Source organism: Streptomyces anulatus, assembly GCF_014650675.1.
GTDB lineage: Bacteria > Actinomycetota > Actinomycetes > Streptomycetales > Streptomycetaceae > Streptomyces > Streptomyces anulatus.
In genome coordinates this window covers 99,698-124,697 of record NZ_BMVK01000018.1, presented here as the reverse complement: position 1 = coordinate 124,697, position 25,000 = coordinate 99,698, and the positions used below count along the sequence as shown (strand labels likewise).

Below are 25,000 nucleotides of genomic sequence, written 5' to 3'. Positions count from 1 at the left end.
CGTACGCGGAGCCTCCCGGGCGCGTGACGCTTTCCGGGGTGCTTCACCCGTCGGCGCCGCCGCCGCCACGGGGGCGCGCGCCGTCCAGCGTCAGGTCCACGATCCGGCGCGCGAGCCCCCTGTCCAGCGGCGCCCCGGTCAGCAGGACCCGGGCGAACAACGGCCCCGCCAGGGTCTCGGCGACCAGCCGGGCATCGGTGTCCGGGGCCAGCTCGCCGCGCTCGACACCGCGCCGCACGATGTCCTCGCCCCGCTCCAGCCGGGCGTCCCAGTACGGCAGGCGCTCCGCCTCGACGGATCCCGCGTCGGGGGACGCGCCGAGGTGGAGGAGGGCCGCACCCTGCGGCGAGGCGAGATAGTCCGAGACCGCCGACATCAGCTGGGTCAGGTCCTGGCGCACGTCCCCCGTGTCGGGCGCGGGCAGGGCCTCGTCGGCGTGCGAGCCGAGGGCGTCCAGCAGCAGGTTCTCACGGGTCTTCCACCGCCGGTACACGGAGGTCTCGTGCACCCCCGCCGCCCGGGCGACCGCGGCGACCGTGGTACCGGTGAGCCCTTCCGACGTGAGCAGGCCGACGGTGGCCGCCAGGACGGCCTGCCGCATGCGTTCGCCCCGGCGGCGCAGCGGCGCGGGGGTCTTCTCGGTGGTCACCCCCGAACCGTATCGCAAGGCTACTTGCTTTACCGGCAGGCCGGGCTTACGTTTCAAAGCAAGGCGACTTGCGATAGGCCGCCGATCCGAACCGTAAGGACCCGTCATGGAACGCATGCGCGCAGCGCGTCTGCACCTGCCCAGCCGCACCCTCGCCGTGGAGGAGGTGGACAGGCCCGTGCCCGGTCCCGGCGAAGTACTGGTGAAGGTGGAGGCGGCGGGCGTGTGCCTCTCGGACGTGCACCTCGTCGACGGCACCCTGAGCCCGATGTACCTGGAGGGGGACACGGTCACCCTGGGCCACGAGGTGGCCGGGACCGTGGCGGAGCCGGGTCCGGACGTCACCGGCTGGTCGCCCGGCACGAGGGTGGTGCTCCAGGCTGGCGAGCAGCGCCGGGGCCGGACGCACACCCGTGGCGTCGACTACGACGGCGGCTGGGCCGAGTACGCCCTCGCCACCGCGTCGACCCTCGTCGCCCTGCCCGACTCGCTCCCCTTCGAGCAGGCGGCGATCATCCCGGACGCGGTCTCGACTCCCTGGGCGGCGGTGACCGCCACCGGCGACGTCCGGGCCGCGGAGGCCGTGGGCGTCTGGGGCGCGGGCGGGCTCGGCGCGCACGCCGTGCAGGTGCTGCGGGCGGTGGGCGCGCACCCGGTCGTCGCGGTGGACCCCGCCCCGGCGGCCCGGCGGCGGGCTCTGGAGTTCGGGGCCGACCTGGCACTGGACCCCGCCGATCCGCTGTTCCGCGAGAAGGTGCTCGGGGCGACGGGCGGCGTGGGCCTGGAGGCGGCGTTCGACTTCGCCGGGGTCCCCCCGGTCCGCGAACAGGCGCTGGCCACGCTGGCCCCGAAGGGGCGGCTGGTGCTGGTGGGGTTGACCGACCAGCCGCTGACCGTCGCCCGCGGCACCCTGTTCAGCTACCTCCAGCACCGGATCCTGGGCCACTACGGCTCGGAGGGACACCATGTGGCGCAGCTCGTCCGGCTCGCCGAGGGCGGCCGGCTGGACTTCGCCCGGTCGATCACCGATGTCCTGCCTCTGGAGGAGGCGGCGTCGGCCGTGCGGCGGATGGAGACCAAGGAGGGCGACCCGGTCAGGATCGTTCTGCGGCCGTGACGGGCTCCCCGCCGCGGGCGTCGGACTCCGGCTCGGGCCGCCGGAGCTCCACGTTGAACTGGGCTCCGGCCAGCAGCGAGAGGTTGGCGAACCAGACCCAGATGAGGAAGACGACGAGCCCGGCGAGCGACCCGTACAGCCTGCTGTAGCTGCCGACCTGGGTCGCGTAGAGAGCGAACAGCGCCGACGCGGTGAGCCAGCAGAACGCGGCGAGGATCCCGCCGGGCAGTCCCCGGCGGACACCGCGCGCGGAGCGGGGGCCGGTACTGAAGAGGACCATGATCAGGCAGGCCACGAGGAGGACCAGCAGCGGCCACTTCAGCGCCGCCCACAGGGTCTCCCCCTCGTGCGGCAGGCCGATGCGGCGACCCAGCCAGCGGGCCAGCGGGCCGGTCATGACGATGGCGAAGGCGCTGGTCATCAGCAGGAGGAGCAGGCCGATCGCGGAGACGACGATGATGTGCGCCTGCCGCAGGGGCGGGCGCGTGTCCCGGACGCCGTGCATGGCGTGCATCGCCCGGCGGAAGACCGCGAGGTAGCTGCACGCGGACCAGACGGCACTCACGGACCCGGTGGCGACGAGCAGCCAGACGGCGGAGCGCTGTTCGGTCGCCGCCTCCAACGGCCTGCGCAGCGCGTCACCGGACTCGGCCGGGGCGAACGCGGTGATGTCGGCGATCAGGGCGCCGGTCGCGCCGGGGTTGGCCAGCCCGATCACGGAGACGGTGACCAGGAGCGCCGGGAGCAGGGCGAGGATGGCGTAGTACGTCAGGGCGGCGGCCCAGTCGGTGACGTCGTCGTTCCACAGCGAGACCGGCGTACGCCGCAGGGCGGTGCCCCAGCGGCGGGGCAGGGCGGCGGGGGCGGTGCTTTCCGCGGCGGACGCGGTCTGGGTGGGCAAGCTGGTACTCCGGGGACGTGGGCGGACGCGGTGGGCGGCGTGACCTGTCCGTTTCCGGACGCGGTTACTCTGCTCGATCCTCTCCTGCCACGTCCCGGCCGAAGCACACCCCTCCCCGGCCGGTGCCGCGCGTCGGCCGGCGAGCCCCGTGCGCCCGGTGGTCAGTCGTTGACGGCCGTGAGCAGGACCACGGCGTCCTGGAGCGCCAGCAGCCCGTGCCGTTCCTGCGGGATCGGGTGCAGGACCCCGGACGGCAGCTCGGCGTCCCCGGAGGCGGCGGTGAGACGGACGCTGCCGCGCAGGACGAGGAGCGAGGCGGCGGGCGGCGCGTTGTGCTCGTCGAGCGCCGTCCCCTCGGTGAGGGCGATCACCGTCTGCCGCAAGGGGGGCTGCTGGAGCACGAGGTGGGCGCTGCGGCCGTGCGCGGAGGCGCGGGCGGCGGTCAGGTGTTCCTCGGCGAGTGCGTTGAGGTCGTCCATGTGCCCACTGTGCCGCAGCCGTGACAGCGCCGCGATCCGCGGGATTCAGCGGGGCGCCTTCGCGGTGGAGCCCCGCACCACCAGCTCCGGCTCGAACAGCAGCTCGTCCGGAGGGACCGAGCCGCCCTGGATGCCCGCGCAGAGCAGTTCGACGGCGGCCCGGCCCATGGCCTCGATGGGCTGGCGGATCGTGGTGAGCGGGGGTTCGGTGCAGTTCATGAACGCCGAGTCGTCGTAGCCGACGACGGAGATGTCCGAAGGCACCCGCAGACCGCGCCTGCGGGCCGCCCGCACAGCGCCGAGCGCCAGGGGATCGCTGGCACAGACGATGCCGGTGACTCCCCGCTCCAGCAGCCGGGACGCCGCGGCCTGCCCGCCCTCCAGGGAGAACATCGAGCGCTCGACGTGCTCCTCGGCCAGCTCCCCGCCGGTGGCCGCCGCGACGGACCGGGCGGCCGCGAGCTTACGGCGGGAGGGCACATGGTCGGAGGGGCCCATCACCACGCCGATGCGCTCGTGGCCGAGGGAGGCCAGGTGGCGCCAGGCCCGCTCGATCGCGACGGCGTCGTCGCAGGAGACGCAGGGGAAGTCCAGGCCTTCTATGGGGGCGTTGATCAGCACGACGGGGATGCGGCGTTCGGCGAGCCGGTGGTAGTGCTCATGGGCCTCGTCGGCCTGCGCGAACAGACCGCCGGCGAAGACCACCCCGGAGACCTGCTGCTGGAGCAGGAGGTCCACGTAGTCCGCCTCGGAGACTCCGCCCTTGGTCTGGGTGCACAGGACGGGGGTGAGCCCCTGCTGGGCGAGGGCGCCGCCGATCACCTCGGCGAAGGCGGGGAAGATCGGGTTCTGCAGTTCGGGCAGGACGAGGCCGACGAGCCGGGCGCGCTCGCCCCGGAGTTGGGTGGGCCGCTCGTAGCCGAGGACGTCCAGGGCCGTCAGCACGGACTGCCGGGTGGTCCGGGAGACCCCGGGCTTGCCGTTGAGCACCCGGCTCACCGTGGCCTCGCTGACCCCAACCTTCTTGGCTACCTGAGCAAGTCGTCGCGTCATGCCGCAAGACTAGCGTAAGCAACGCAAACAATTGACTTATCCATGCAAAGCTTGCACGCAAGAAGGGCGCTTCCCCGTCATCGGGAAGCGCCCCCTTGCCGCTCGACGCGGCCTCTCCCCCGGGCTACGGGTTGTTGACGATCTTGAAGGTGGAGGTGGTGTTCTTGATGTCCTGGGCGTTGTCGCTGAGCTTCAGGCCGTTGAAGGTGACCTCGCCGACGGCCGGCCCCTGCCCGGCCTCCGGCATCTCGTTGGCCCACAGCCCGAACCCGGACTTGGCGTCGAAGGCGTCACCGCTCTTGCGCGCACCCGAGACGGAGACGTCGGTCAGCACGGTGTCCTTGATCGGGAACTGGGGCTGTCCGCCGACGTAGTTCGTCTGGAACATGATCCCGCTGTAGGTGGGATCGACGATGTCCACGTTGTTGATGCGGATGCCCTGGAACACCTTGGACGCCGAGAACAGCCAGATGCCGGGGAAGGTCTGCGATCCCCAGAAGTGACCGCCCGCGCGCACGATCGAGACGTTCTCGATCGTCGTCGGTCCGGTCCCGAACCCGTTCATCGGATAGCCGAAGTCCAATGAGCTGACCGTGATCCCGGAATAGACCAGGGTGTCGGCGATGTGGATGTTGCGGAAGGTGTTGTCGTACCCGCCGTAGACGGCGACGCCCGCCGCGCGCCAGGTGAGGATCGAGGTCAGGTTCTCGTAGACGTTGTTCTTCATGTCCGCTCCCCCGGCGTCGATCGCCGAGAAGAGCGCGAAGCTGTCGTCGCCGGTGGCCCGTGCCTCGTTGTTGGTCACGAGGTTGTCGGTGGACCCGTTGGTCATGTTGACGCCGTCGGCGAACATGTTGCGGATCCGGGAGTTCTTGATGGTCACGCTGTCGGTGTTGGCGCCCCAGTAGAGGCACACCATGTGCTCGTTCCAGATGTTGTCGATCACGATGTCCGACACGTTGGAGAAGTCGAACACCTTGCCCGGCCCGTCGATCCGGGACGTGTAGTTGCCGAAGTACGCGAAGTTCGCGAACGAGGACCCCTTGGCACTGGCCTCGGCCCGGAAGCCGACATCGGTGTTGTCCTGGGTGGAGGGGGCGTTGAAGCGGGTGTACCAGGGGCCCGCGCCGACCACCTTGACGGCCTTGCCGTAGACCTGGAACTTACTGGCCGTGCTGTACTGCCCCGCCGGGAGGTAGACGCCCACGAGGGTGCCGGTGGTGTCCATGCGGACCTTGTCCAGGGCGTTCTGGACGTCCTGGTGGGTGAACCCGGCCGGCACGGTGTACGTGGCGGGGTTCGGGTTGGCGACCGGGGCGACCTGCTCCAGGTTGACGAAGTCGATCGCGTACGTGGTGGTGTTGGCGCTGTCCTTCTGGAGCCGGATCTTCGACCCGGCCGGGACGGTCGTGCCCAGCATCATGTTCGCCTCGTCGTAGATGTGACGGGGCGCCCCGGAGCCCGGGGAGTTGCCGGGAGCGGTCTCGTTCCCGTACAGCCAGGCGTACTTGGAGGTGAGGTCGATCGCCTTGAGGAGGACGCCGTCCACGTAGACGTTCAGGGTGGAGTCGATACCGCCGCCGCCCGGGGCGTCGGGGATGGAGAACCGGGTGACCAGGGTGTTGGTGGCGGCCCGGGTGGTGAGCTCGACGTAGTCGCCGGTCTGGTCGAGGGTCACGGCCTTGCGCCCCGAGGCCTCGCCCGCGACGTCGCCGACGGTCCGGTTCGGGCCGACGACCTTCGCCCCGCCGCCGGTCGCGCCGTCCTCCGCCTCGTACATGTCGTACGGCATGTTCGCGCCGCGTCCGACGAAGAGCGCCTGGCTGGAGGTGTTGTTCTCGCGCTTGACCGGGAGTTCGTTGGCGTCGGCCGCGATCACGGTCCGTACGGTGTACGAGCCGTTGGCGGCGGTCCAGGTGCCCAGGGGGACCGGCGCGGTGGTGGCTCCCGCCGCGATGGCCCCGGTGTGGCTGCCGGTGAGGGTCTTCACCGTGGCGCCCTTGCTGTCGACGAGCGTCAGGGTGATGCCGTGGGCGCCGGCAGCCGAGGCCACCGTGCCCTGGTTCTTGAGGGCGACGGAGAAGGTGACCGTCTCGCCCTCGGACGCGGCCGAGGGTGAGGTGGTGACCGCCGAGGCCACCAGGTCGGAGCTGGAGACCGGCTTCACGACCAGCGGGGAGGCGCTGGTGTAGGTGTTGTTGGTCTCGTTCTGCTCGATGATCTCGCCCGCCGGATCGGCGACCGCGCTCAGCGGGTAACTGCCCGCGTTCCGGGCCCCGATGGAGGCGCTGACCTGGGTGGAGGCGCCCGAGGCGAGGGCGCCGACCGAAGCGGTGGCGACCTTGGTGCCCCCGAGGCGCAGCTCGACCTTGCTCGCCGGGGCGGCGAGCGCGCCGGCGTTGCGGACGATCGCGGTCAGGGTGACCTCGTCCGTCTCTACCGGTGCGGCGGGGGCGGAGGTGATGCCGGTGACCTGGAGGTCCGGGTTGGCCGCCGGAGCGCCGAGGACCTGGAACTCCGCGACCTGACCGGCCCCGGAGCCGCTGTTGGCGGTGAACTTCAGCTGGACGTCGGCGACGCGTGCGGAGACCGGGATGGTCACCGTGTTGCCGGACGCGGGGGCGAAGGCGTAATCCTTCGCCGCGACGAGGGAGTTGAACGACGAGGAGCTCTGTTCCCGGCCGAGGACCTCGATCCGCTGGGTGCGCGGACCCCAGCTGCTGTCGGGGTTGAGCTTGACGACGACGTTCTCGGTGTCGGCGTTGGAGCCGAGCTTCACGGTGAGGGTGTTCGGGTAACTGCCGCCCGCGCCCTCCCAGTAGGTGGAGGCGCTGTTGTCGTTGGCGTTCTCCGCGACGAAGGTGTGGACCACGGAGGAGGCGGTGATCGGCTTGTTCACGGCGAGGTTGGAGGCGGAGCCGCTCTGCCCGTTGCGGGTGACGGTGTTGCTGTCGCCGGAGACGTTGCCCGCCGCGTCCTTGGCCCGCACGACGTAGCTGACCGTGGTGGAAGCGGGCTGGGCGTCGGTGTACGTCAGTACGTCGCCCGCGACGCTGCCGCGCAGCACGTTGTCGGCGTAGACGTCGTAGCCCGTGACGCCCCTGTTGTCGGTGGACGCCTGCCACGTCAGCTTGACCGAGCCGCTGGACGGCTCGGTGTACGCCAGGGCGGAGGGGGCGGTGGGCGCCTGGGTGTCGCCGGTGTCCCCGTTGCGGGTGACGGTGTTGCTGTTGGCCGAGACGTTGCCCGCCGCGTCCTTGGCGCGGACGAAGTAGCTGACGCGCTGCCCGGCCGGCCGGGTGTCGGTGTACGTGGTGACGTCGCCCGCGACGCTGGTGAGCAGGGTGTTGTTCGCGTAGACGTCGTAGCCGGCGACGCCCTTGTCGTCCGTCGAGGCTTTCCAGGTCAGCCGGATCTGCCCGGTGGCGGGCTCGGTGAACGCGAGGCTCGTCGGCGCGGTCGGGGCTCGCGTGTCGCCGGTGGTGGGTCCGTAGACCTCCAGTTCGGCCAACTGGGCTGCCTGCGCACCGGTGTTGGCGGTGACCAGGACGCGGACGTACCGGGTGGTCGTCGCGTCGAAGGTGATCGTCGCCGACTGTCCGCCCGCCGCGTCGAAGCGGTAGGCCCTGGACGCGGTGAGGTCGGTGAAGTCGGTGCCGTTGGCGCTGCCCTGGAGCTTCAGGGTCTGGCTGCGCGCGGCCCAGCCGTCGGGCAGGCGCAGGACCACCCGGTCCACGCCGAGCGACGCGCCCAGGTCCGCCTGGATCCACTGCGGGAACTGGTCGTCGCGGCTCGCCCAGTAGCTGTCCCGGTTGCCGTCGTTGGCGTCGGCCGGGGTCCGGGAGCCGTTGCTGCTGCTGGCGGTGAGGGCCTTGCCTGCCGCGAGGTCGGCCGAGGAATCCCCGGCGCCCCGGACCTCCAGCTCGGAGAGCTGGGCGGCGGACCAGCCGGTGTTGGCGGTGATGTCGACCCGGACGAAGCGGGCCAGGGTGGCCGGGAACGCGATGGTGACCTCGTTCGCCGCCCCCGGGGCGAAGGTGTACGTCGCGGAGTTCTTCAGGGTCGCGAAGCTGGTGCCGTCCGCGCTGCCCTGGAGGGACAGCGTCTGGGTACGGGTCTCCCAGCCCGCCGGGAGCGTCAGCCTCACCTCGTCGACCCGGGCGCCCTCCCCCAGGTCGGTCTGGACCCACTGGGGGAGTCCGCCTCCCGCGCTCTCCCAGTACGTGGACCGGTTGCCGTCGGTGATGTTGGACGCGCCGTACTCGGCATGGGCGCTGCTCGCGGCCGCGGCCCGGCCCGCGGCGAGGTTGGGGCCGTCGGCCGCCGCAGCGGCGAGCGACGGTACGCCGATCATCAGAAGACTGGTCGCGACCAAGGCGGATATCGCCCGCCATCTCCAGCGTTGGGCTCTCATAGCTCCCCGATCTTCGGCCTCGGCGCAGGGCGCGTCGAGGGCGCGGCTCTGTGACCGCAGCCAGGGAACACGAGTTTCTGCATGCGCTGCGGCCTGTTTTGCGTTGTGCCGTCAGAGAGTTGCAGAGAATTGAGAGACCGTCCACCGTTCCGGCAACAGCCGCGCGACCCGGCCGGGGAGCGGATCCCGTCGCGCGGTCACCGCTCCCCCACCCCGTGGACGAGTCGTCGGTCCGGCCGTCCGACGGATCGTCAGATGCCGCCGGTGTACAGCAGCAGGTCGGGCGATCCCTGGCCGAGACCGGAGAGCACGTCCGGGGTGGCCGTGTCCGTCAGCCACCGCGAGACGGCGGCGGGAGAGGCCGAGGGGTTCTCCTCCTTGTAGAGCGCCGCGACGCCTGCGACGTGCGGGCTGGCCATGGAGGTGCCGTTCAGCGAGACGGTGCCGCCGCCGAGGCGGGCGGAGACGATGCCGGCGCCGGGTGCGTACAGCGAGAGGCAGGAGCCCCAGTTGCTGAAGGAGGTCTCCTGGTCCTGCCGGTCGCTCGCCCCGACGGTGAACACGCCGTCCGCGGCGGCCGGGGAGACGTCACAGGCGTCCCGGTTGTCGTTGCCCGCGGCCACGACGGGCAGCACGCCCGCGTCGGCGACCGCCTCGACCGCGGCGTCGACCGAGGTGGAGCGCTCGCCGCCGAGCGAGGCGTTCAGCACGGCGGGGACGCCGCTGCGCTCGGCGTCCTTCGCGACCCAGTCGAACCCGGCGAGGATGCCGGCCCAGGTGCCCCGGCCCTCGCAGTTCAGGACGCGTACGTTGACCAGCGAGGCGTCCTTCGCCACACCGGACGTCGCGCCGCCGACCGTGCCCGCCACGTGCGTGCCGTGTCCGTTGCAGTCCATGCCCCCTCGGCCGTCCCCGACGGCGTCGTACCCGTTCACGACCCGGCCGCCGAATTCGCTGTGCGCCGCGTCGATCCCGGTGTCGACGACGTACGCCTTCACTCCCTTGCCGGTGGCCGTGGTGGTGAAGGTGTCGTCCAGCGGCAGGGTGCGCTGGTCGATGCGGTCGGCGCCCCAGCCGGCCGCCGGGGCCCGCAGCAGATTCGCGGCGGTGGGCGCGGGGACGGTCACCTCGGCGTTCTCCTCGACGGCGAGGACGCCGGGAACGGCCCGTACCGCTTGCAGTTCGGTGGCGGTGAGCTTGGCGGCGAAGCCATGCAGAGCATTTCCGTACGTGAACAACGGGCTGAGCCCGAACTCCCGCAGGAAGGTTTCCGGCGAGAGTTCGGGCTCCAGGGTGACGATGTACTGCCCGGGTACGGCCCGGGTGGACTGCTCCACCAGAACCCCTTCCGGTCCGCTGTCGGCCGAGGCCGTGGCGGGTGCGCCGACGAGCGGTGCGATCAACAGCAGGGCGGCCGTGGCCCATCGGGCGGGCAGGCGCATGCATTCTCCTCGGGGTGGGGATCCAGTCGCGGAGCGAGTGCGTCCGCGAAGCGCGAACACCCGTTCCTTCGTCCCCGTCCGTCGGTCGCCTTAGCGGGTTCAGCCGGACAGCGCAACGCCGGCGGTCAACTCCAGCTCGTCGAGGTCGTGTCCGACATCCGCCCGGAGGTCTTCGTTCGCCCAGCTGCCCACGGCCACCTCGGCGGTGATGCCGGGCCCGAAGCCGGCGATGAGCCCTTGCGCGGACTCGGCGGCCCCGCCGTCGTCGAAGAGCCGCGCCAGTGCGTCGAAGACGACGGAGCTGGCGATGTTGCCGCGTTCGGTGAGGGTGGCCCGGCTGTAGCGGAACATCTCGGGCGGCAGGTCGAGGAAGTGGCAGAGGTCGTCCAGGATGCGCGGTCCGCCCGCGTGGACGATGAAGAAGTCCATGTTCGGGACGGACCAGCCGTGCAGGTCGACCAGGTCCAGGAGCACCGGGGCGAGCATCTCCATGGTGCCCGGGACCCGCTTGTCCAGCTGGAAGTGGAACCCGGTGTCCCGGACGGCGTAGGAGATCCAGTCCTCGGTGTCGGGCACCAGATGGGAGCCGTTGCGCTCCAGGCGCATGCCCGTGCCGCCCTGTCCCCGCACGACGGCAGCCGAGATGGCGTCGCCGAAGAGTCCGTTGGAGAGCAGCGAGCCGACCCCGATGTCGGTGGGCTGGTAGCAGAGCGAGCAGAACTCGCAGGACACGATGAGGACGTTGGACTCGGGGTAGGCCAGGCAGAAGTCGTGCGCGCGGTTGATCGCCGCGCCGCCCGCCGCGCAGCCCAGCTGGGCGATGGGCAGTTGGCGGGTCTCGGGTCTGAAGCCCATGGTGTTGATGATCCACGCGGTCAGCGAGGGCATCATGAAGCCCGTGCAGGAGACGTAGACGATCAGGTCGATCTCGGACGGGTCGGTCTCGGCGTTGGCGAGCGCCTGCCGGACGACTTCGGGGACCCGGGTCTTGGCCTCGGCCTCGTACACCTGGTTGCGCGCCTCGAATCCGGGGTGCTTCAGGGTCTTCTCGATGGGCTGCACAAGGTGCCGGGTCTGGACGCCGGTGTTCTGGATGAGCCTCAGGACGAGGTCGCGCTGCGGGTGCCCGGCGTGGGTCTCCCGGGCCAGGTCCAGGGTCTGCTGCATCGTGATGACGTGCTCGGGCACAGCGATGGCCGGTCGGCACAAAGTCGCCATGGGTTCTCCTCGTTCTCTGGAGCGAAGGCTCTCGTCACCATGTGACGGGCAGGGCGAGCGGGTAACGCCAGATGGACGTCGTGTTCCACGAGACGTCCGCGGGCGGCACATCCAGACGCAGGGCCGGGAAGCGGGTCAGCAGCGTGGAGAAGGCCACTTCCAGTTCCATGGTGGCCAGCGGTGCGCCCAGGCAGTGGTGGGCGCCCCAGCCGAACGTCATGTGGGGGATGGTCGGCCGGTCGGGATCCAGCTCGTCGGGACGGTCGAACTTGGCGGAGTCCCGGTTGGCCGTCAGATAGGACACGTGCACCACGTCGCCGGCCTTGATGAGGACTCCGGAGAGCTCCACGTCCTCCAGCGCGATGCGCGGGATGCCGACGCCCTTGCGGAAGGGGATGTGGCGCAGCAGCTCCTCCAGGGTGCGGGGCAGCCGCTGCGGTTCGGCCCGGAGGGACCGCATGAGGTCCGGGCGGGTGAGCAGGGTGTAGGCGATGTTGCCGAGCTGGTAGGTCGTGGTGTCCTGGCCGGTGATGAGCAGGACCATCGCCATGACGGCCAGCTCGTCGTCGTCCAGCAGTTCGTCGCCGTCCCGGGCGGTGGCCAGGGTGCTGATGAGGTCCTCGCCCGGGGAGCGGCGCCGGTCGGCGGTCAGCTCCTGGAAGTAGCCGCGCAGCTCCGCCTTGGCGCGTACCGCGTCCTCCTTGCCCGCGGCACCGACGTTCATCATGGTCATGGCGTGGGCGCGGAGCCAGGGGCGGTCGGCCTCGGGGATGTCGAGGGCCTCGCAGATGGTGATCAGCGGCAGTGGCGCGGAGACCCGGGCGACGAAGTCGGCCGGTGAGCCCTCCTCCTCCATCTCGTCCAGCAGCCGGTCCACCACGCGCTGGGTGCCGCCGCGCATCTGCTCGACGCGACGCGGGGTGAAGCTCTTGGCGACCAGGCCCCGCAGCCGGCTGCTGGCGGGCGGGTCCATGAGGTTGATGGACTCCGCCTGCACGATCGGTTCCGGCGTCATCCGGGGGAAGTCACGGCCGAGGACGGCGCTGCGGCTGAACCGCCGGTCGGTGGTGACCGTCCGGACGTCCTCGTAGCGGGTGACCAGCCAGGCCTCGCCCTCTCCGTACGCCATACGGATGCGGGACACCGGCTCCTCGGTCAGCAATTGCCTGAGCTGGGGGTCGAACTCCAGCTGCTGCGCGTAGTCGAAAGGACAGTTCCGGACGGTTTCCTTGTTCTGCACCGAGGTGTTCTCCACCGAGGTTCTCCCAATGACCGCTTCGAGGAAAAGGGCGTGTGCCGGACCGGGGCCCGGCGCCCGACCTACCCTGTGTGCCCCGTCACTCTTCGAAACATGTCAGTGACACACAGCAGTCAGCCGATCAGGGGGCGTACGCCCCGGCGTTCACGCGGTCGGCTCCCCGACGGGCAGCGTTCCGGCCCGGTCCACGACGTGGTGGCGGCCGATCGGGAGCATCAGCGGGCGGCCCGACACGGGGTCCTCGATGATGCGGCTGTCGAGGTCGAACACGGCCCTTACGGTCTCCTCCGTCAGCACCTCGGCCGGGGTGCCGGACGCGTGGAGGCCACCGTCGGCGAGGGCGATCAGGTGGTCCGCGTACCGGGCGGCGAGGTTGAGGTCGTGCAGGACCATCACGATGGTGGTGCCGCGCGAGCGATTCAGATCGGTCAGGAGGTCCAGGACCTCGATCTGGTGGCTGGCGTCGAGGAAGGTGGTCGGCTCGTCGAGCAGCAGCAGGTCGGTCTGCTGGGCGAGGGCCATGGCGATCCAGACCCGCTGGCGCTGGCCGCCGGAGAGCTCGTCCACCGCGCGCTCGGCGAGCGGTTCGGTGTGCGTGGCCTCCAGGGCGGCGGCCACGGCGGCGTCGTCCTTCTCGTTCCAGCGGGAGAAGATGCCCTGGTGCGGGTGGCGGCCGCGGCCGACGAGGTCGGAGACGGTGATGCCCTCGGGGGCGACGGGCGACTGCGGCAGCAGGCCGAGGGTGCGGGCCAGCTCCTTGGCGGGCAGCCGGTGCACCTCCTTGCCGTCCAGGACGACGCGGCCGGCCCGGGGGGCGAGCAGCCGGGACATGGAACGCAGCAGCGTCGACTTGCCGCAGGCGTTGGCGCCGACGATCACGGTGATCCGGCCGGGCGGTACGGCCAGGTCGAGGGAGTCGACGACGGTGCGGTCGCCGTAGCCGAGGGTGAGTCCTTCGGCGGTCAGTCGGTGGTGCGTGGTCATAGCGAGCCTCCCGCCCGGTTGGTGCGGATGATCAGGTGGACGAGGTAGGGGGCTCCGAGGACGCCGGTGACGACGCCGACCGGGTAGCGCTCGCCGAAGGCGAACTGGCCGGTGAAGTCGGCGACGAGGACGAGCAGCGAGCCGACGAGTCCGGCGGGCACCAGGAGGGAGCCGCCCGCCCCGGTGATCCGGGCCGCGATGGGACCGGAGAGGAACGCCACGAACGCGATGGGGCCGGCCGCCGCCGTGGCGAAGGCGATCAGCCCGACGGCGGCGACGATCACGGTGATCCGGGTGTGCTCCACGCGTACGCCGAGCGCGGAGGCGGTGTCGTCGCCGAGCTGGAGCGCGGAGAGGTTACGGGCCTGGCCCAGCAGCAGCGGGGTGAGGACGGCCGCCGCGACGAGCGCGGGGACGGTCTGGTCCCAGGTGGCTCCGTTGAGGCTGCCGGTCAGCCAGCGCATCGCCTCCTGGAGGTCCCATTCGGCGGCCCGGGACAGGACGTAGGAGGTGATGCTGTCGAGCATCGCGGAGATCCCGATGCCGATCAGGATGAGCCGGGTGCCGGCGACGCCGCCCTTGAAGGCCAGGGAGTACACCAGCAGGGCGACCCCGAGGCCGGCGGCGATGGCGAGGACGGACACCTGCACCTCGCCGAGCGACAGGGTCACGATGGCGATGGCCGCGGCGGCGCTCGCCCCGGAGCTGATGCCGATGATGTCGGGGCTGGCGAGCGGGTTGCGGAGCATCGTCTGGAAGGTGACCCCGGCCAGGCCGAAGCTGAATCCGGCCGCCAGGGCGAGGACCGCGCGGGGCAGCCGCAGCCGGCCCACGGTGAACGACGCGCCCGGCACCTGCTCACCGAGGATCACCCGGAGCACGTCGCCGGGCGGGTAGTAGGTGCGGCCCGCCACGAGGGTCACGGCGAGTGCGGCGACGACGAGGAGTGCCAGCACCAGGACGACGCGGCGGCGGCGCGAGGCGCCCCGGACGCGGCGGCGGGTGGCGGCCTCGACGGAGGCGGGCCGGGCGAGGACGGGCGCGCTCACAGGGCACGTACCTTCTGTCGGCGGACGATGTAGATGAAGAACGGGGCACCGATCAGGGCCGTGACGATGCCGACGTCGATCTCGGAGGGGCGGGCCACGATCCGGCCGACGACGTCGGCGGCGGTGAGCAGGATCGCGCCGAGCACCGTGGAGAGCGGCAGGAGCCAGCGGTGGTCGACGCCGACGAGCAGCCGGCAGGTGTGCGGGACGACGAGGCCGACGAAGCCGATCGGCCCGGCGACGGCGGTGGCCGCTCCGCAGAGCAGTACGGCGCCGAGGGCGGCCACGGCCCGTGCCACGGCGACGCGTTCGCCGAGACCGGCCGCCAGCTCATCGCCGAGCGCGAGCGAGTTGAGGGCGCGGGCCGAGAGCAGGCAGACGGCGAAGCCGACCGCGAGGAACGGCATCACCTGGCCGATGCGTTCGAAGGAGGCGCCGCCGACGCCGCCGATCTGCCAGAGCTTGAAGCTTCCGGCGATGTCGTTGCGCGGCAGGATGATCGCGCTGACGAGCGAGGCGAAGGCGGCGGAGGTGGCGGCCCCGGCGAGAGCCAGCTTGAGGGGGGTGGCCCCTCCCCTGCCGAGCGTTCCCACGGTGTAGACGAAGAGGGCGGAGAAGGCCGCGCCCGCGATGGCGGTCCAGATGTATCCGGTCGGTGAGGTGAGGCCGAAGAACGCGACCGCCGTGACGACGGCCAGCGAGGCCCCCATGTTGACGCCGAGGATGCCCGGGTCGGCCAGCGGGTTGCGGGTCACGCCCTGCATGACGCCGCCCGCGAGGCCGAGCGCCGCGCCGATGACGACGGCGAGGACCGTGCGGGGGATGCGTTTGGTCGCCGCCGCTCGTCCCAGGGTGTCGTCCGCGCCGCCGAGCGCCGCGACGACGTCGGACCAGGGCACGTCGCGGGAGCCGAGGGCGACGGAGGCGACCATCACGGCGGCCAGGGCGAGCACGGAGAGCAGGAGCCACAGCAGGCGCACGCCTGCCGGACGCCTGGTGACGGCGTCCGGCGGGGTACGGGTGTCGAGCGTGGTCACTTGACCTTGTCCGCGGCCTCGGCGAGGGCGGCGGCGTAGTCGTCCAGCACATAACTGATCGACAGCGGCGTCGGGTTGGCGGCGGTGGCCAGCGGGCTGCTGCCGGGCAGGAGGTAGACGGAGCCGCGCTCGACGGCGGGGATCTTCGAGAGCAGCGGGTCCTTGGTGATGGTCTTCAGCAGCTCACCGGTGTCGTCGCCGTAGCCGGTGATGATGTCGACGTCGTCGAAGGCGTCGATCTGCTCGGCGCTCTTGGTGAGGGCGAACTTGTCCGTGCCCTCGGACGCCTTGGCGATGGACCCGGGGATCGTCATGCCCAGGTCCTGGAAGAACTGGGTGCGGGTGTCGTGGGCGGTGTAGAAGCCGACCTGGCTCACGTCGTTGGGGTCGACGTGCGTCATGAACATCGCCGACTTGCCCTTGAGCTGCGGGTACTTGGCGGCGGTCGTGGCTATGTCGCCGTCGAGCTTCTTGATCAGCTTCTCGCCCTCGTCGGCCAGCCCGATCGCCTTGCTGTTCGTCCGGATGATCTCGCGCCACGGCGTCGCCCAGGCTGCGTCCGGGTAGGCGACGACGGGGGCGATCTCGCTGAGGGTCTCGTAGTCCTTCTTGGTCAGACCCGAGTACGCGGCCAGGATCACGTCCGGCTTCGTGTCGGCGACCGCCTCGAAGTCGATGCCGTCGGTCTCGTCGAAGAGCACCGGTGTCTTCGCCTTGAGGTCGTCGAGCTTCTCCTCGACCCAGGGCAGCACGCCGTCGTCGTTGTCGTCGCCGAAGTTGGCCGCGGCCATGCCGACGGGCACGACGCCGAGGGCGAGCGGCACTTCGTGGTTGGCCCAGTTGACGGTCGCGACGCGCTTCGGCTTCGCCGGGATGGTCGTCTTGCCCAGGGCGTGCTCGACGGTCAGGGGGAACCCGCCGGAGCGGCTCTCGTCGTCCTTGTTCGCGGCGTCGGTGGTCCCGCCGCAGGCGGAGACGCCGACGAGGGCGGCCGCCACGACGAGCAGGCGGAGGCGGTGTGAAGACATGGGTGTGTACCCGGCTTTCCGGATGTCGGGGGTACCGCTTCTCGCACGTCCGGACGTGCGCAGCCGTCAGGGATCGGTGCGCGGCGCGTGCTTCATCGGCTTAGGTAAGGCTTGCCTTCGAACCCTATGAGAATCGACCCGACTGTCGCAATCAACCGTTTGGGACATGCGCTGTAGCGATTCGGACACGCGGTCCGGCGGTCATTCCGGCCGGAACGTCCCCGGGGTGAGTCCCGTCGTACGCCGGAAGGCGGCGCCGAACGCGCTCGCCGAGCGGTAGCCGACCTGTTCGGCCACGGTCTCCACGTCCCCTCCGCGGGTCAGCAGGCCGATGGCGTGCTGGGCGCGGACCGCCGCCACCCAGCGCACGAAGCTCGTGCCCGTCTCGGCGGTGAACGCCCGGGTGACCGTGCGGGCGCTGACACCGAGGGCGGACGCCCAGTCCGCCAGCGTCCGCCGGTCGGCCGGATTCTCACGGACCGCGTCGGCGATCGGGCGCAGCAGTTCGGAGACCGGGATCCGCACGAGCAGTTCGCGGGGCGACGGTACGAGGACGTCGAGCACCAGCGCCTCGGTCGCGGCCCGCGAGGCGGCCGTGAGGCCGGGTTCGCCGAGCCGCTCCAGCAGCAGGCGCAACAGCGGGGTGATCTCGACGGCGACCGGCGTGTCGGAGATCGACGCGGTGGTGCGGAAGCCGAAGAAGCTCGCCCGGAACCAGGTTCCGGCGGTCGCCGATCCGGCGTGCAGGGTCCCCGCCGGCATCCACAGGCCCAGGGCCGGGGTGATCGTCCAGATCCGGCTCCCGACCACCGCCGTGGAGGCGCCGCGCTCGTTCCAGAGCAGCTCGTGGAAGGGGTGGGAGTGCGCGTCCCAGAGCGTGTCGTGGGAGACGACCTCGTCGTAGCCCTCGATGACGAAGGGGGTGTCCACCGAACCGGGGGCGAACGCGGGCAGCGTCCGGGTCTCCCTGGTCATGAGAGGTGGACCTCGGTCGTACGGGAGCCGCTGACGGCGGACGGGGCGCGCATCCGCCCAGCCTAAGGGCCGGGGGCGCACGGAACCGCCGAGCCCCTCCCACTGCCTCAACTTGACGTTTATGCAGGTCAGTTACGTCCTTCAGGTGAAAGAACCACCGCTTTCGCCGCAGACGCCGCTCCTCGGCGGACAGTGGGTGGGCGGACCGGGCACCGGGCCGCGGTCGGAGGGAACGTGACATGCGGAGAAAGGTGACGGATTCATGGGCATTGAGGCCACCAGGCGGGTCACGCTCGTCTTCTCCCTGTTCGACGCCAACGCCAACGGCGTCCTGGAGGCGGACGACTTCGACCTCATGGCCGACCGCGTCGTCCGGGAGGCGCACGCGTCGGACCGGGCCGCGAAGGACGCGATGCGCGCGGCGTTCCGGCGGTACTGGACGACTCTGCGCACCGAGCTCGACGCCGATGGCGACGGCGAGGTCAGCTTCGAGGAGTTCACCGCCTGCGTGCTGTCGCCGGAGCGGTTCGACGCGACCGTCGGGGTGTTCGCCGAGGCGCTGGCCGCGCTCGGCGACCCGGACGGCGACGGTCTGATCGAGCGCCCGCTGTTCATGGCGCTGATGACGGCCATCGGGTTCGAGCCCGCCAACATCGACGCGCTCTTCGACGCCTTCGAGCCGAACGACGGAGACCGGATCCGGGTGGAGACCTGGGTCGCCGGGATCAAGGACTACTACGCGCCGGGCAAGGCGGGCATCCCGGGCGACCATCTGGTCGTCGGCACCGCCGTGTGACCGGGCGCCCACACATACGGCCGACGACGGTGGACGCCTCTCCCGGGCGTCCACCGTCCCGCCGTCCCCGATACGGTCCGCCCGGCCCAGCGGTTTCCCCGGACCCTCGCCGCCGGGCCGCCGGACCGCCGGGCCGGGCACGTTGCGGCTCCCCGGCGGTGGATGCCGGTCTCAGCGCTTGCCGAGGGACGGCCGCTTCGTCCCGGATGTACGCGGGCGGCGGCTCCCCGGGGAGTCGGCGGGCTCGTTGTGACCGGTGAGGAGAACGGCCAGGCCCGCGAGTGCCATCAGCGCGGACAGGACGGTGAAGCCGGCCGAGAAGGTGGCCACCTGTGCCGCCACTCCCAGCATGAGGGATCCGAGGCCGGTGCCCGCGTCGTATCCGACGTTCCACGCGACCGAGGCGGCGTGCCGGTTCTCCGCGCCCGCGTAGTCGAACGCCTGGACAAGGGTGAGGCTCTGGAGCCCCCCGTACGCGGCCCCCAGGAGAAGCAGTCCGGCCGGCAGGACGGCGGCGCGGTCCGACCCGATGGCGTACGCGATCAGCGCCAGGCCCGCGCACGCGGTGAGGGCGAGGATTCCCGTGATGGGCCGCAGGGCGATCCGGTCGGCGAGCTCTCCGCACCCCCAACGGGCCAGTGCGGCGGTGGCGGTGAGGGCGAGCAGTCCCGTGGCGGCGAGCGCGGGAGTGGCGGTGAACTGCGGGGCGAAGGTGAGTACGGCTCCGCCCGCCGCCGTCACCAGGAGCAGCACGGCGAGGGGCCGCCGGATGCGTCGGAGCAGCGCGGTGGCGCGGACGGGGTTCCGGGCGGGGCTGTCCGGGGGCGCCGGACTGTCGGCGCGGGCCTCGACGGCGCGGCCGAGGGCGCGTGTCCAGGGCAGTGCGAGGACGGGCAGCACGCCGCAGGCGATGACCGGGGGCAGGGCGAACGTGTCGGTCAGCCAGGGAGCCGCCGGGGTCAGGACGACCTGGGGCAGGGCGATGGCCAGACCGTAGAGGCCGATGACCGCCCCCTGGCGTCCACGCGGGGCCAGTACGGCCGCGGCGGTGGCGCCGCAGACGGTGACGATGCCGAAGCCCGCTCCGCGCAGGGCGGTCGTCAGCAGGACGGGCAGCAGGTGGTCGCTGAGGGCTTGCAGGAGGGAGGGCAGGCCGAGCAGCAGGGCGCCCAGGACCAGGGTGCGCGTCCAACCGAGCCTGCGCAGAGCGGTTCTGACGAACAGCTGGGTCAGGACCGTGGCGGCCATCAGGACGGCGGTCACGAGCCCGGCGCCGAACTCGTCGGCCCCTCCCTCGACGGCCCACGCCGGGGAGACCGGGAGCAGGAGGGCGAATCCGGAGAAGCAGAACAGCACCGTCACCAGCAGGTGCGGGATGCCGGGGGCCCGGACGACTGATTCCTTCGCGGGTGCGGACATGAGCGTCGGCTTGCCCCTTTCAGGTGCGGGGATGGGATGAGCAGCGGAAGCGGGGCGGTGGCGGCCGGGCCGGACCGTCAGTCCGCGGCCAGGGCGCGCAGGAACTGCTCCACCTGCTTCTTCGTGTCGACGCTCTCGGGCCCCCGCCCGGACAGGATGTGGAAGAACACGGGGCCGATCAGCAGGGCGGTCGCCTGCTCCGGTGACAGATCGTCGCCGCCTGCCTCCAGCAGCGGGGCCACCACCGCGGCCGCGCTCTCGCCGAGGACGTCGCCGGACGCGAGGAGGGCGGCCACGTCCGCGTCGTGCTGGGCCTCCCCCAGGAGGGCGCGGTAGGCGGCTCCCGCGTGCGAGTGCGCGAGGAAGCCGGTGAGGGCGTCGAGGTAGGCCCTGAGGTCGTCCCGGGGAACCCCGGTGAGGGGTACCGCGAGCTCCTGCCGGGCGTCGATGACGCTGGCCTCGTAGAGGACTTCGGCCTTGTTCGACCACCAGCGGTACACCGTCTGGCGGCCCACTCCGGCGCGTTCCGCGATGCCCTTCATGGTCAGTGCCGCATACCCGACTTCGACCAGGAGGTCGTCGACGGCGTGCAGCACGGAAGCCCGTGCGCTCTCACTGCGGGGCCTGCCCCGGCCGCTTTCCTGAACCATGCCTCCACTATAAACGAGACACCGTGTATCGAATGGTGCTACCTTTACGGTGCATGGTGCCTCGTAATGACGATCGGGCCGCGCCGACATCGCAGAAGTCCGGCCCGGCGCTCGCCGCCACGAGGCCGACCCACAGAGGTCGCCCTCCCACCGTCCCCGCACCCAGGAGCCCGCACATGACCACGCACACCCACACCCTCGCCGAGCCGCGCCTCCGCTCCGCCCTGACCCGCATGTTCGAAGCCGCCACCCGTGACGACGAGGCCGCGGCACGCGTACGGAGCCTCCGGCCCCACGACCGAGGAGCGCTGACGGCGCAGGAACTCGCCGACGCGAACCGGGAGATCTACATGCCGATCTCGGCCGACGGCGGCAAACTCCTCTACAACCTCGTCCGCGCCACCAGGCCCGCCAACGTCGTCGAGTTCGGCACCTCCTACGGCATTTCCACCCTCCACCTGGCAGCCGCCGTTCGCGACAACGGCTCGGGGCACGTCATCACCACCGAGATGAACACCGCCAAGGCGGCCGCAGCCCGCGACACCTTCACGGCCACCGGCCTCGACGACGTGATCACCCTCCTGGAGGGAAACGCCCTGCAGACGCTCGCCGCACCACGCCGGCCCATCGACTTCCTGTTCCTGGACGGGTGGAAGGACCTCTGCCTGCCCGTCCTACGGCTCCTGGAGCCTCACCTGACCCCCGGCACCCTCGTCGTGGCCGACGACGTGGACCTCCCCGCCCTTGCCCCGTACCTCGACCACGTCCGTGACACCGACAACGGCTACCACAGCGTCACCTTCCCCGTGGAGGACGGCCTCGAAATCAGCTGCCGCCTCTGACCCGGCCCACGTGGGGGAACCCGGTCCGGGCTCCCCCGCCGGTCATCCGGTCAGCAGGCCGGGGTTGCCCGCCAGCGCGGCCAGACGGCCCTGCGGGTCCGGGACGAGCCGACGCTCGGTCAGGTCGAGGACGCCGGCCACTCCGGTGATCTCCGCGGCCACCGCCCCGTCCTCCTTGAGGATCTGCTGCTCCATCGTGAACGTCTTGCCCGTGCCGTAGTCGAACCGGCAGGTGACCCGTACGCGCTCACCACCGCGCAGCTCCCGGCGGTACTTGACCGTCACTTCCAGCTGCACCGGGCCGACCCCGTCGGCCAGCAGCTTCTCCTGGGGCAGTCCGGCGGCGCGCAGCAGCTCCCAGCGGGCGTGTTCCGCGTACTGGAGGTAGACGGCCTGGTTCAGGTGGCCCTGGGTGTCGAGCTCGTAGCCGCGCACGGTCACATCAACGGAGAAGGTCATGACCGTGCGAACACCCGCGCCCGTCCGTCCATTCCGGCGGAACGGTGCCGCCGGATCCCTTTACGCACCTGTCATGCACCGGTAACTTCCTCCCCGCAAGGAATTGCAGCAACATTCCGGCGGAACTTGCCGCCGGGTCGTGTTCACCCGCCGAACCCCGAGGCGCGTCAGGGTTCTCCCCCTCCCCTGGAGACACGCATGAGACGCACCCCTCACCGGCTGCTGCGACGCCCGCTCGCGGCGGCCGTGGCGGCAGCCGGGCTGTTGGGACTCCTCACCGCCGCACCGCAAGCCGTTCCCGACCCGGCCACCGCACCCGTCGGGGCCTCGGCCGCCGCCGGGACCACGGCGACCGTCTTCTACTCCACGAAGACCCGCGACTGGTCGGCGTACTACCTCCACTACTCCCCCGACGGCGGTTCCTGGACCACCGTCCCCGGCACCCGGATGGAAACCGCCTGCACCGACTGGGTCAAGCTGACGGTCCCCCTCGGGGACGCGGGCGGACTGAAGGCGACCTTCACCGACGGCTCGGGCACCTGGGACAACAACGCGGGCAAGAACTACGACCTGGGCACCGGGAACATCACCGTCCAGGACGGCGTCGTGGCGCACAGCGACCCGTGCGCGGACACGGGCCCCGAGGAGCCGGAGGAGCCCGAAGGGCCGAACTCGGCGTCGGTCTACTACGCGACCTCCACCGTCGGCTGGCCCACCGTCAACCTCCACTACCGGCCGCACGGCGGAGCCTGGACGACCGTCCCCGGCATCGGCATGGAAGCCGCCTGCACCGGCTGGGTGAAGCGCACGGTGGACCTGGGCAGCGCCACCGGCCTCCAGGCGACGTTCAACAACGGCAACGGCGTCTGGGACAACAACAACGGCAACGACTACACCCTGGCGACCGGGCTCACCACGGTGAAGGACCGCACGGTGACGGCCTCTGCCAAGGACCCGTGCGCCGCCGAGGAACCGGACACCGAGGCGCCCACCGCACCCACGGCGGTGAAGGCCGCCGCCGACGGGGTCGCGGTCGTGGTCACCTGGGAACCCGCCACGGACGACCGAGGGGTGACGAAGTATCAGGTCACCCGGACTGGTGGCACCAAGGGCACGGTGGTCGCCGACACCACCTCGACCGTGTTCTCCGACACCGGCCTTGAGGCGCGGACCGCCTATCGCTACACCGTCCGGGCCGTCGACGCCGCAGGGAACGTCTCGGCAGAATCCGCCCCGGCCTCCGCCACCACCGGCGACAGGCCCACCGCCCCGCCGACGGGCACACCGCTGGGCACCGACCCCCGCAAGGACCCGATCTACTTCGTGCTCACCGCCCGTTTCAACGACGGGGACAGCGCGAACAACCGGGGCGGCAGCCAGCACGAGAAATCCGGCAACGCCGCCAACGACGACCCCATGTTCCGGGGCGACTTCAAGGGGCTGGTGCAGAAGCTCGACTACGTCAAGGGGCTCGGCTTCTCCGCGATCTGGATCACCCCGGTCGTGCTCAACCGCTCGGACTACGACTACCACGGCTACCACGGCTACGACTTCTACAAGGTCGACCCCCGGCTGGAGTCCGCCGGGGCCTCGTACCAGGACCTCATCGACGCGGCACACGCCAAGGGCATGAAGATCTACCAGGACGTGGTCCACAACCACTCCTCGCGCTGGGGCGCCAAGGGACTGTTCACCCCGAAGGCCTACGGGGTGCGCGACGCCCAGTGGAGCTGGTTCTACGACGAGAAGAACGACGCCTTCGCGTACGACGGCCTCACCGTCGAGCCGAAGTCGGGGAAGTCGTACTACAACGGCGACCTGTGGTCCACGGCCGAGCCGTCCGGCAACACCTGCCTCAACTGGGGAACGCCCACCGGGCACACCTCGCCGGAGGGCTACCGGATCTACAACTGCCAGTGGCCGAGCCCCACTTCGGGCATGTTCCCGAAAGCGCTCTACCACAACTGCTGGATCGGCAACTGGGAGGGCGAGGACTCCCGCTCCTGCTGGCTGCACGACGACCTCGCCGACTTCAACACCGAGAACGCGCAGGTCCAGAACTACCTGATCGGCGCGTACAACAAGTACATCGACATGGGCGTCGACGGCTTCCGGCTCGACACGGCGGTGCACATCCCCCGCACGACCTGGAACCGCCGCTTCCTGCCCGCGATCCAGGAGCGCGTCACCCAGCAGTTCGGGGCCGGGGCGGCGAAGAACTTCTTCGTCTTCGGTGAGGTCGCCGCCTTCGTCAACGACAAGTGGAACCGCGGTTCGGTCAACCACTCCGCGCAGTTCTTCACCTGGAAGGAACGCAAGGAGTACAACGCGGACGACGAGAAGGCCGCCCTGGAGATGTACGACTACGAGCAGCAGCAGGGCACGGCGGCGCAGCCCGTCTCCGACAACGCCTTCCTCAAGGGCAACACCTACCACGCCCCCGACCGCAGCCGGTTCTCCGGGATGAACATCATCGACATGCGGATGCACATGAACTTCGGGGACGCGAACAACGCCTACAACAACGGCAAGGACTCCGACGACGCGACCAACGACGCCACGTACAACGTCGTCTACGTCGACAGCCACGACTACGGGCCCAACAAGAGCAGCGAGCGCTACGCGGGCGGCACGGACGCCTGGGCCGAGAACATGTCCCTGATGTGGACCTTCCGGGGCATCCCGACGCTCTATTACGGCTCCGAGATCGAGTTCCAGAAGGGGAAGAAGATCGACTGCGGGCCGACGTGCCCCCTGGCGACGACCGGGCGGGCCTACTTCGGGGACCACCTGGCCGGTGAGGTGACGGCCTCGGACTTCGGCAAGGTGTCCTCGGCCACCGGGAAGGTCGCGGACACCCTGGCCACGCCGCTGGCCCGGCACCTCCAGCGGCTCAACGAGATCCGGCGGGCGGTGCCCGCCCTCCAGATGGGCCAGTACTCCACGGAGGGCATCAGCGGCTCCATGGCGTACAAGCGGCGCTACACCGACGCGGCGAGCGGCACCGACAGCTTCGCCCTGGTGACGGTCTCCGGCAGCGCCACGTACACCGGCATCCCCAACGGCACGTACAAGGACGCCGTGACGGGTGACACGAAGTCCGTCACCGGTGGGACCCTCGCGGTACCGGCTCCCGGGAAGGGCAACCTGCGCGTGTACGTCCTGGACCTCGGCGGGAAGAACGCCGCGCCGGGGAAGATCGGCGCGGCGGGCCCCTACCTCAAGTAGCG

The 25,000-nt window shown here is 71.1% G+C and carries 20 protein-coding genes; 4 read left to right on the top strand and 16 right to left on the bottom strand.

Annotated features, from left to right (window positions below; translation table 11 throughout):
• Nucleotides 1-43: 43 nt before the first annotated feature.
• Nucleotides 44-649, bottom strand: a complete 606-nt coding sequence (locus IE272_RS32130) for a TetR-like C-terminal domain-containing protein (RefSeq protein WP_098892398.1) — start codon at nucleotides 647-649, stop codon at nucleotides 44-46.
• Nucleotides 650-755: 106 nt separating this feature from the next.
• On the opposite strand from IE272_RS32130, the gene IE272_RS32125 reads away from it, so the two are divergent.
• On the top strand, nucleotides 756-1,766 hold the full coding sequence (locus IE272_RS32125) for a zinc-binding dehydrogenase (RefSeq protein ID WP_073960398.1): 1,011 nt from the start codon (nucleotides 756-758) through the stop codon (nucleotides 1,764-1,766).
• On the opposite strand, the gene IE272_RS32120 is transcribed toward IE272_RS32125, so the two are convergent.
• The 12 genes from IE272_RS32120 to IE272_RS32065 all read right to left on the bottom strand — a co-directional run bounded on the left by IE272_RS32120 (nucleotide 1,744) and on the right by IE272_RS32065 (nucleotide 17,604).
• Entirely contained in the window at nucleotides 1,744-2,667 is a 924-nt protein-coding gene (locus IE272_RS32120) for a YihY/virulence factor BrkB family protein (protein WP_190009257.1), read from the bottom strand. The two genes, IE272_RS32125 and IE272_RS32120, sit on opposite strands and share 23 nt — an antisense overlap.
• A 161-nt stretch (nucleotides 2,668-2,828) precedes the next feature.
• Complete coding sequence (locus tag IE272_RS32115) at nucleotides 2,829-3,146, bottom strand: cupin domain-containing protein (RefSeq protein ID WP_056700221.1); 318 nt, start codon at nucleotides 3,144-3,146, stop codon at nucleotides 2,829-2,831.
• Between the two features lie 45 nt (nucleotides 3,147-3,191).
• Entirely contained in the window at nucleotides 3,192-4,199 is a 1,008-nt protein-coding gene (locus IE272_RS32110) for a LacI family DNA-binding transcriptional regulator (protein WP_050362639.1), read from the bottom strand.
• Between the two features lie 124 nt (nucleotides 4,200-4,323).
• On the bottom strand, nucleotides 4,324-8,613 hold the full coding sequence (locus IE272_RS32105) for a discoidin domain-containing protein (protein WP_190009255.1): 4,290 nt from the start codon (nucleotides 8,611-8,613) through the stop codon (nucleotides 4,324-4,326).
• Between the two features lie 251 nt (nucleotides 8,614-8,864).
• Nucleotides 8,865-10,055 (bottom strand): S8 family peptidase, encoded by a 1,191-nt coding sequence (locus tag IE272_RS32100; protein WP_073744066.1) that lies wholly within the window; start codon nucleotides 10,053-10,055, stop codon nucleotides 8,865-8,867.
• A 99-nt stretch (nucleotides 10,056-10,154) separates the two neighbouring features.
• Entirely contained in the window at nucleotides 10,155-11,384 is a 1,230-nt protein-coding gene (locus IE272_RS32095; RefSeq protein ID WP_257140500.1) for a type III polyketide synthase, read from the bottom strand.
• Nucleotides 11,308-12,528 (bottom strand): cytochrome P450, encoded by a 1,221-nt coding sequence (locus tag IE272_RS32090; RefSeq protein ID WP_047175212.1) that lies wholly within the window; start codon nucleotides 12,526-12,528, stop codon nucleotides 11,308-11,310. The genes IE272_RS32095 and IE272_RS32090 overlap by 77 nt, the downstream gene beginning before the upstream one ends.
• Before the next feature lie 147 nt (nucleotides 12,529-12,675).
• Nucleotides 12,676-13,515, bottom strand: coding sequence for an ABC transporter ATP-binding protein (locus IE272_RS32085; RefSeq protein WP_050362644.1), 840 nt, complete (start codon nucleotides 13,513-13,515; stop codon nucleotides 12,676-12,678).
• On the bottom strand, nucleotides 13,512-14,564 hold the full coding sequence (locus tag IE272_RS32080; RefSeq protein WP_190009253.1) for a FecCD family ABC transporter permease: 1,053 nt from the start codon (nucleotides 14,562-14,564) through the stop codon (nucleotides 13,512-13,514). Before IE272_RS32080 ends, IE272_RS32085 begins: the two co-directional genes overlap by 4 nt.
• Nucleotides 14,561-15,601 (bottom strand): FecCD family ABC transporter permease, encoded by a 1,041-nt coding sequence (locus IE272_RS32075; protein WP_050362647.1) that lies wholly within the window; start codon nucleotides 15,599-15,601, stop codon nucleotides 14,561-14,563. The genes IE272_RS32080 and IE272_RS32075 overlap by 4 nt, the downstream gene beginning before the upstream one ends.
• Entirely contained in the window at nucleotides 15,598-16,629 is a 1,032-nt protein-coding gene (locus IE272_RS32070) for an iron-siderophore ABC transporter substrate-binding protein (protein WP_098892392.1), read from the bottom strand. Before IE272_RS32070 ends, IE272_RS32075 begins: the two co-directional genes overlap by 4 nt.
• Nucleotides 16,630-16,830: 201 nt before the next feature.
• Nucleotides 16,831-17,604 (bottom strand): helix-turn-helix transcriptional regulator, encoded by a 774-nt coding sequence (locus tag IE272_RS32065; RefSeq protein ID WP_056700205.1) that lies wholly within the window; start codon nucleotides 17,602-17,604, stop codon nucleotides 16,831-16,833.
• Between the two features lie 262 nt (nucleotides 17,605-17,866).
• On the opposite strand from IE272_RS32065, the gene IE272_RS39375 reads away from it, so the two are divergent.
• A complete protein-coding gene (locus IE272_RS39375; protein WP_050362650.1) occupies nucleotides 17,867-18,400 on the top strand; it encodes an EF-hand domain-containing protein in 534 nt (177 codons plus the stop codon).
• A gap of 171 nt (nucleotides 18,401-18,571) precedes the next feature.
• Here the strand turns inward: IE272_RS39375 and IE272_RS32055 are convergent, their stop codons facing one another.
• Both IE272_RS32055 and IE272_RS32050 read right to left on the bottom strand, forming a co-directional pair.
• Nucleotides 18,572-19,819 carry an MFS transporter gene (locus tag IE272_RS32055; RefSeq protein ID WP_050362651.1) on the bottom strand — a complete coding sequence of 416 codons (1,248 nt, stop codon included), beginning with the start codon at nucleotides 19,817-19,819 and terminating at the stop codon, nucleotides 18,572-18,574.
• Between the two features lie 77 nt (nucleotides 19,820-19,896).
• A complete protein-coding gene (locus IE272_RS32050) occupies nucleotides 19,897-20,469 on the bottom strand; it encodes a TetR/AcrR family transcriptional regulator (RefSeq protein ID WP_050362652.1) in 573 nt (190 codons plus the stop codon).
• 176 nt (nucleotides 20,470-20,645) lie between these two features.
• Between IE272_RS32050 and IE272_RS32045 the strand changes: the two genes are divergently transcribed.
• Nucleotides 20,646-21,311 (top strand): O-methyltransferase, encoded by a 666-nt coding sequence (locus IE272_RS32045; RefSeq protein ID WP_073960392.1) that lies wholly within the window; start codon nucleotides 20,646-20,648, stop codon nucleotides 21,309-21,311.
• A gap of 42 nt (nucleotides 21,312-21,353) precedes the next feature.
• Here IE272_RS32045 and IE272_RS32040 read toward each other — a convergent pair whose 3' ends face one another.
• Nucleotides 21,354-21,770 (bottom strand): acyl-CoA thioesterase, encoded by a 417-nt coding sequence (locus IE272_RS32040; RefSeq protein ID WP_050362654.1) that lies wholly within the window; start codon nucleotides 21,768-21,770, stop codon nucleotides 21,354-21,356.
• Between the two features lie 198 nt (nucleotides 21,771-21,968).
• Between IE272_RS32040 and IE272_RS32035 the strand changes: the two genes are divergently transcribed.
• Complete coding sequence (locus IE272_RS32035) at nucleotides 21,969-24,998, top strand: carbohydrate binding domain-containing protein (protein ID WP_190009250.1); 3,030 nt, start codon at nucleotides 21,969-21,971, stop codon at nucleotides 24,996-24,998.
• The last annotated feature ends 2 nt before the right edge of the window (nucleotides 24,999-25,000 follow it).

Bases quoted from the DNA above. Each gene is read 5' to 3' on its own strand.
- IE272_RS32125 (WP_073960398.1), top strand. From the start codon at position 756: ATGGAACGCATGCGCGCAGCGCGTCTGCACCTGCCCAGCCGCACCCTC.
- IE272_RS32115 (WP_056700221.1), bottom strand. From the start codon at position 3,146: ATGGACGACCTCAACGCACTCGCCGAGGAACACCTGACCGCCGCCCGC.
- IE272_RS32110 (WP_050362639.1), bottom strand. From the start codon at position 4,199: ATGACGCGACGACTTGCTCAGGTAGCCAAGAAGGTTGGGGTCAGCGAG.
- IE272_RS32105 (WP_190009255.1), bottom strand. From the start codon at position 8,613: ATGAGAGCCCAACGCTGGAGATGGCGGGCGATATCCGCCTTGGTCGCG.
- IE272_RS32100 (WP_073744066.1), bottom strand. From the start codon at position 10,055: ATGCGCCTGCCCGCCCGATGGGCCACGGCCGCCCTGCTGTTGATCGCA.
- IE272_RS32095 (WP_257140500.1), bottom strand. From the start codon at position 11,384: ATGTGCCGCCCGCGGACGTCTCGTGGAACACGACGTCCATCTGGCGTT.
- IE272_RS32085 (WP_050362644.1), bottom strand. From the start codon at position 13,515: ATGACCACGCACCACCGACTGACCGCCGAAGGACTCACCCTCGGCTAC.
- IE272_RS32070 (WP_098892392.1), bottom strand. From the start codon at position 16,629: ATGTCTTCACACCGCCTCCGCCTGCTCGTCGTGGCGGCCGCCCTCGTC.
- IE272_RS32065 (WP_056700205.1), bottom strand. From the start codon at position 17,604: ATGACCAGGGAGACCCGGACGCTGCCCGCGTTCGCCCCCGGTTCGGTG.
- IE272_RS39375 (WP_050362650.1), top strand. From the start codon at position 17,867: ATGGGCATTGAGGCCACCAGGCGGGTCACGCTCGTCTTCTCCCTGTTC.
- IE272_RS32055 (WP_050362651.1), bottom strand. From the start codon at position 19,819: ATGTCCGCACCCGCGAAGGAATCAGTCGTCCGGGCCCCCGGCATCCCG.
- IE272_RS32050 (WP_050362652.1), bottom strand. From the start codon at position 20,469: ATGGTTCAGGAAAGCGGCCGGGGCAGGCCCCGCAGTGAGAGCGCACGG.
- IE272_RS32045 (WP_073960392.1), top strand. From the start codon at position 20,646: ATGACCACGCACACCCACACCCTCGCCGAGCCGCGCCTCCGCTCCGCC.
- IE272_RS32040 (WP_050362654.1), bottom strand. From the start codon at position 21,770: ATGACCTTCTCCGTTGATGTGACCGTGCGCGGCTACGAGCTCGACACC.
- IE272_RS32035 (WP_190009250.1), top strand. From the start codon at position 21,969: ATGAGACGCACCCCTCACCGGCTGCTGCGACGCCCGCTCGCGGCGGCC.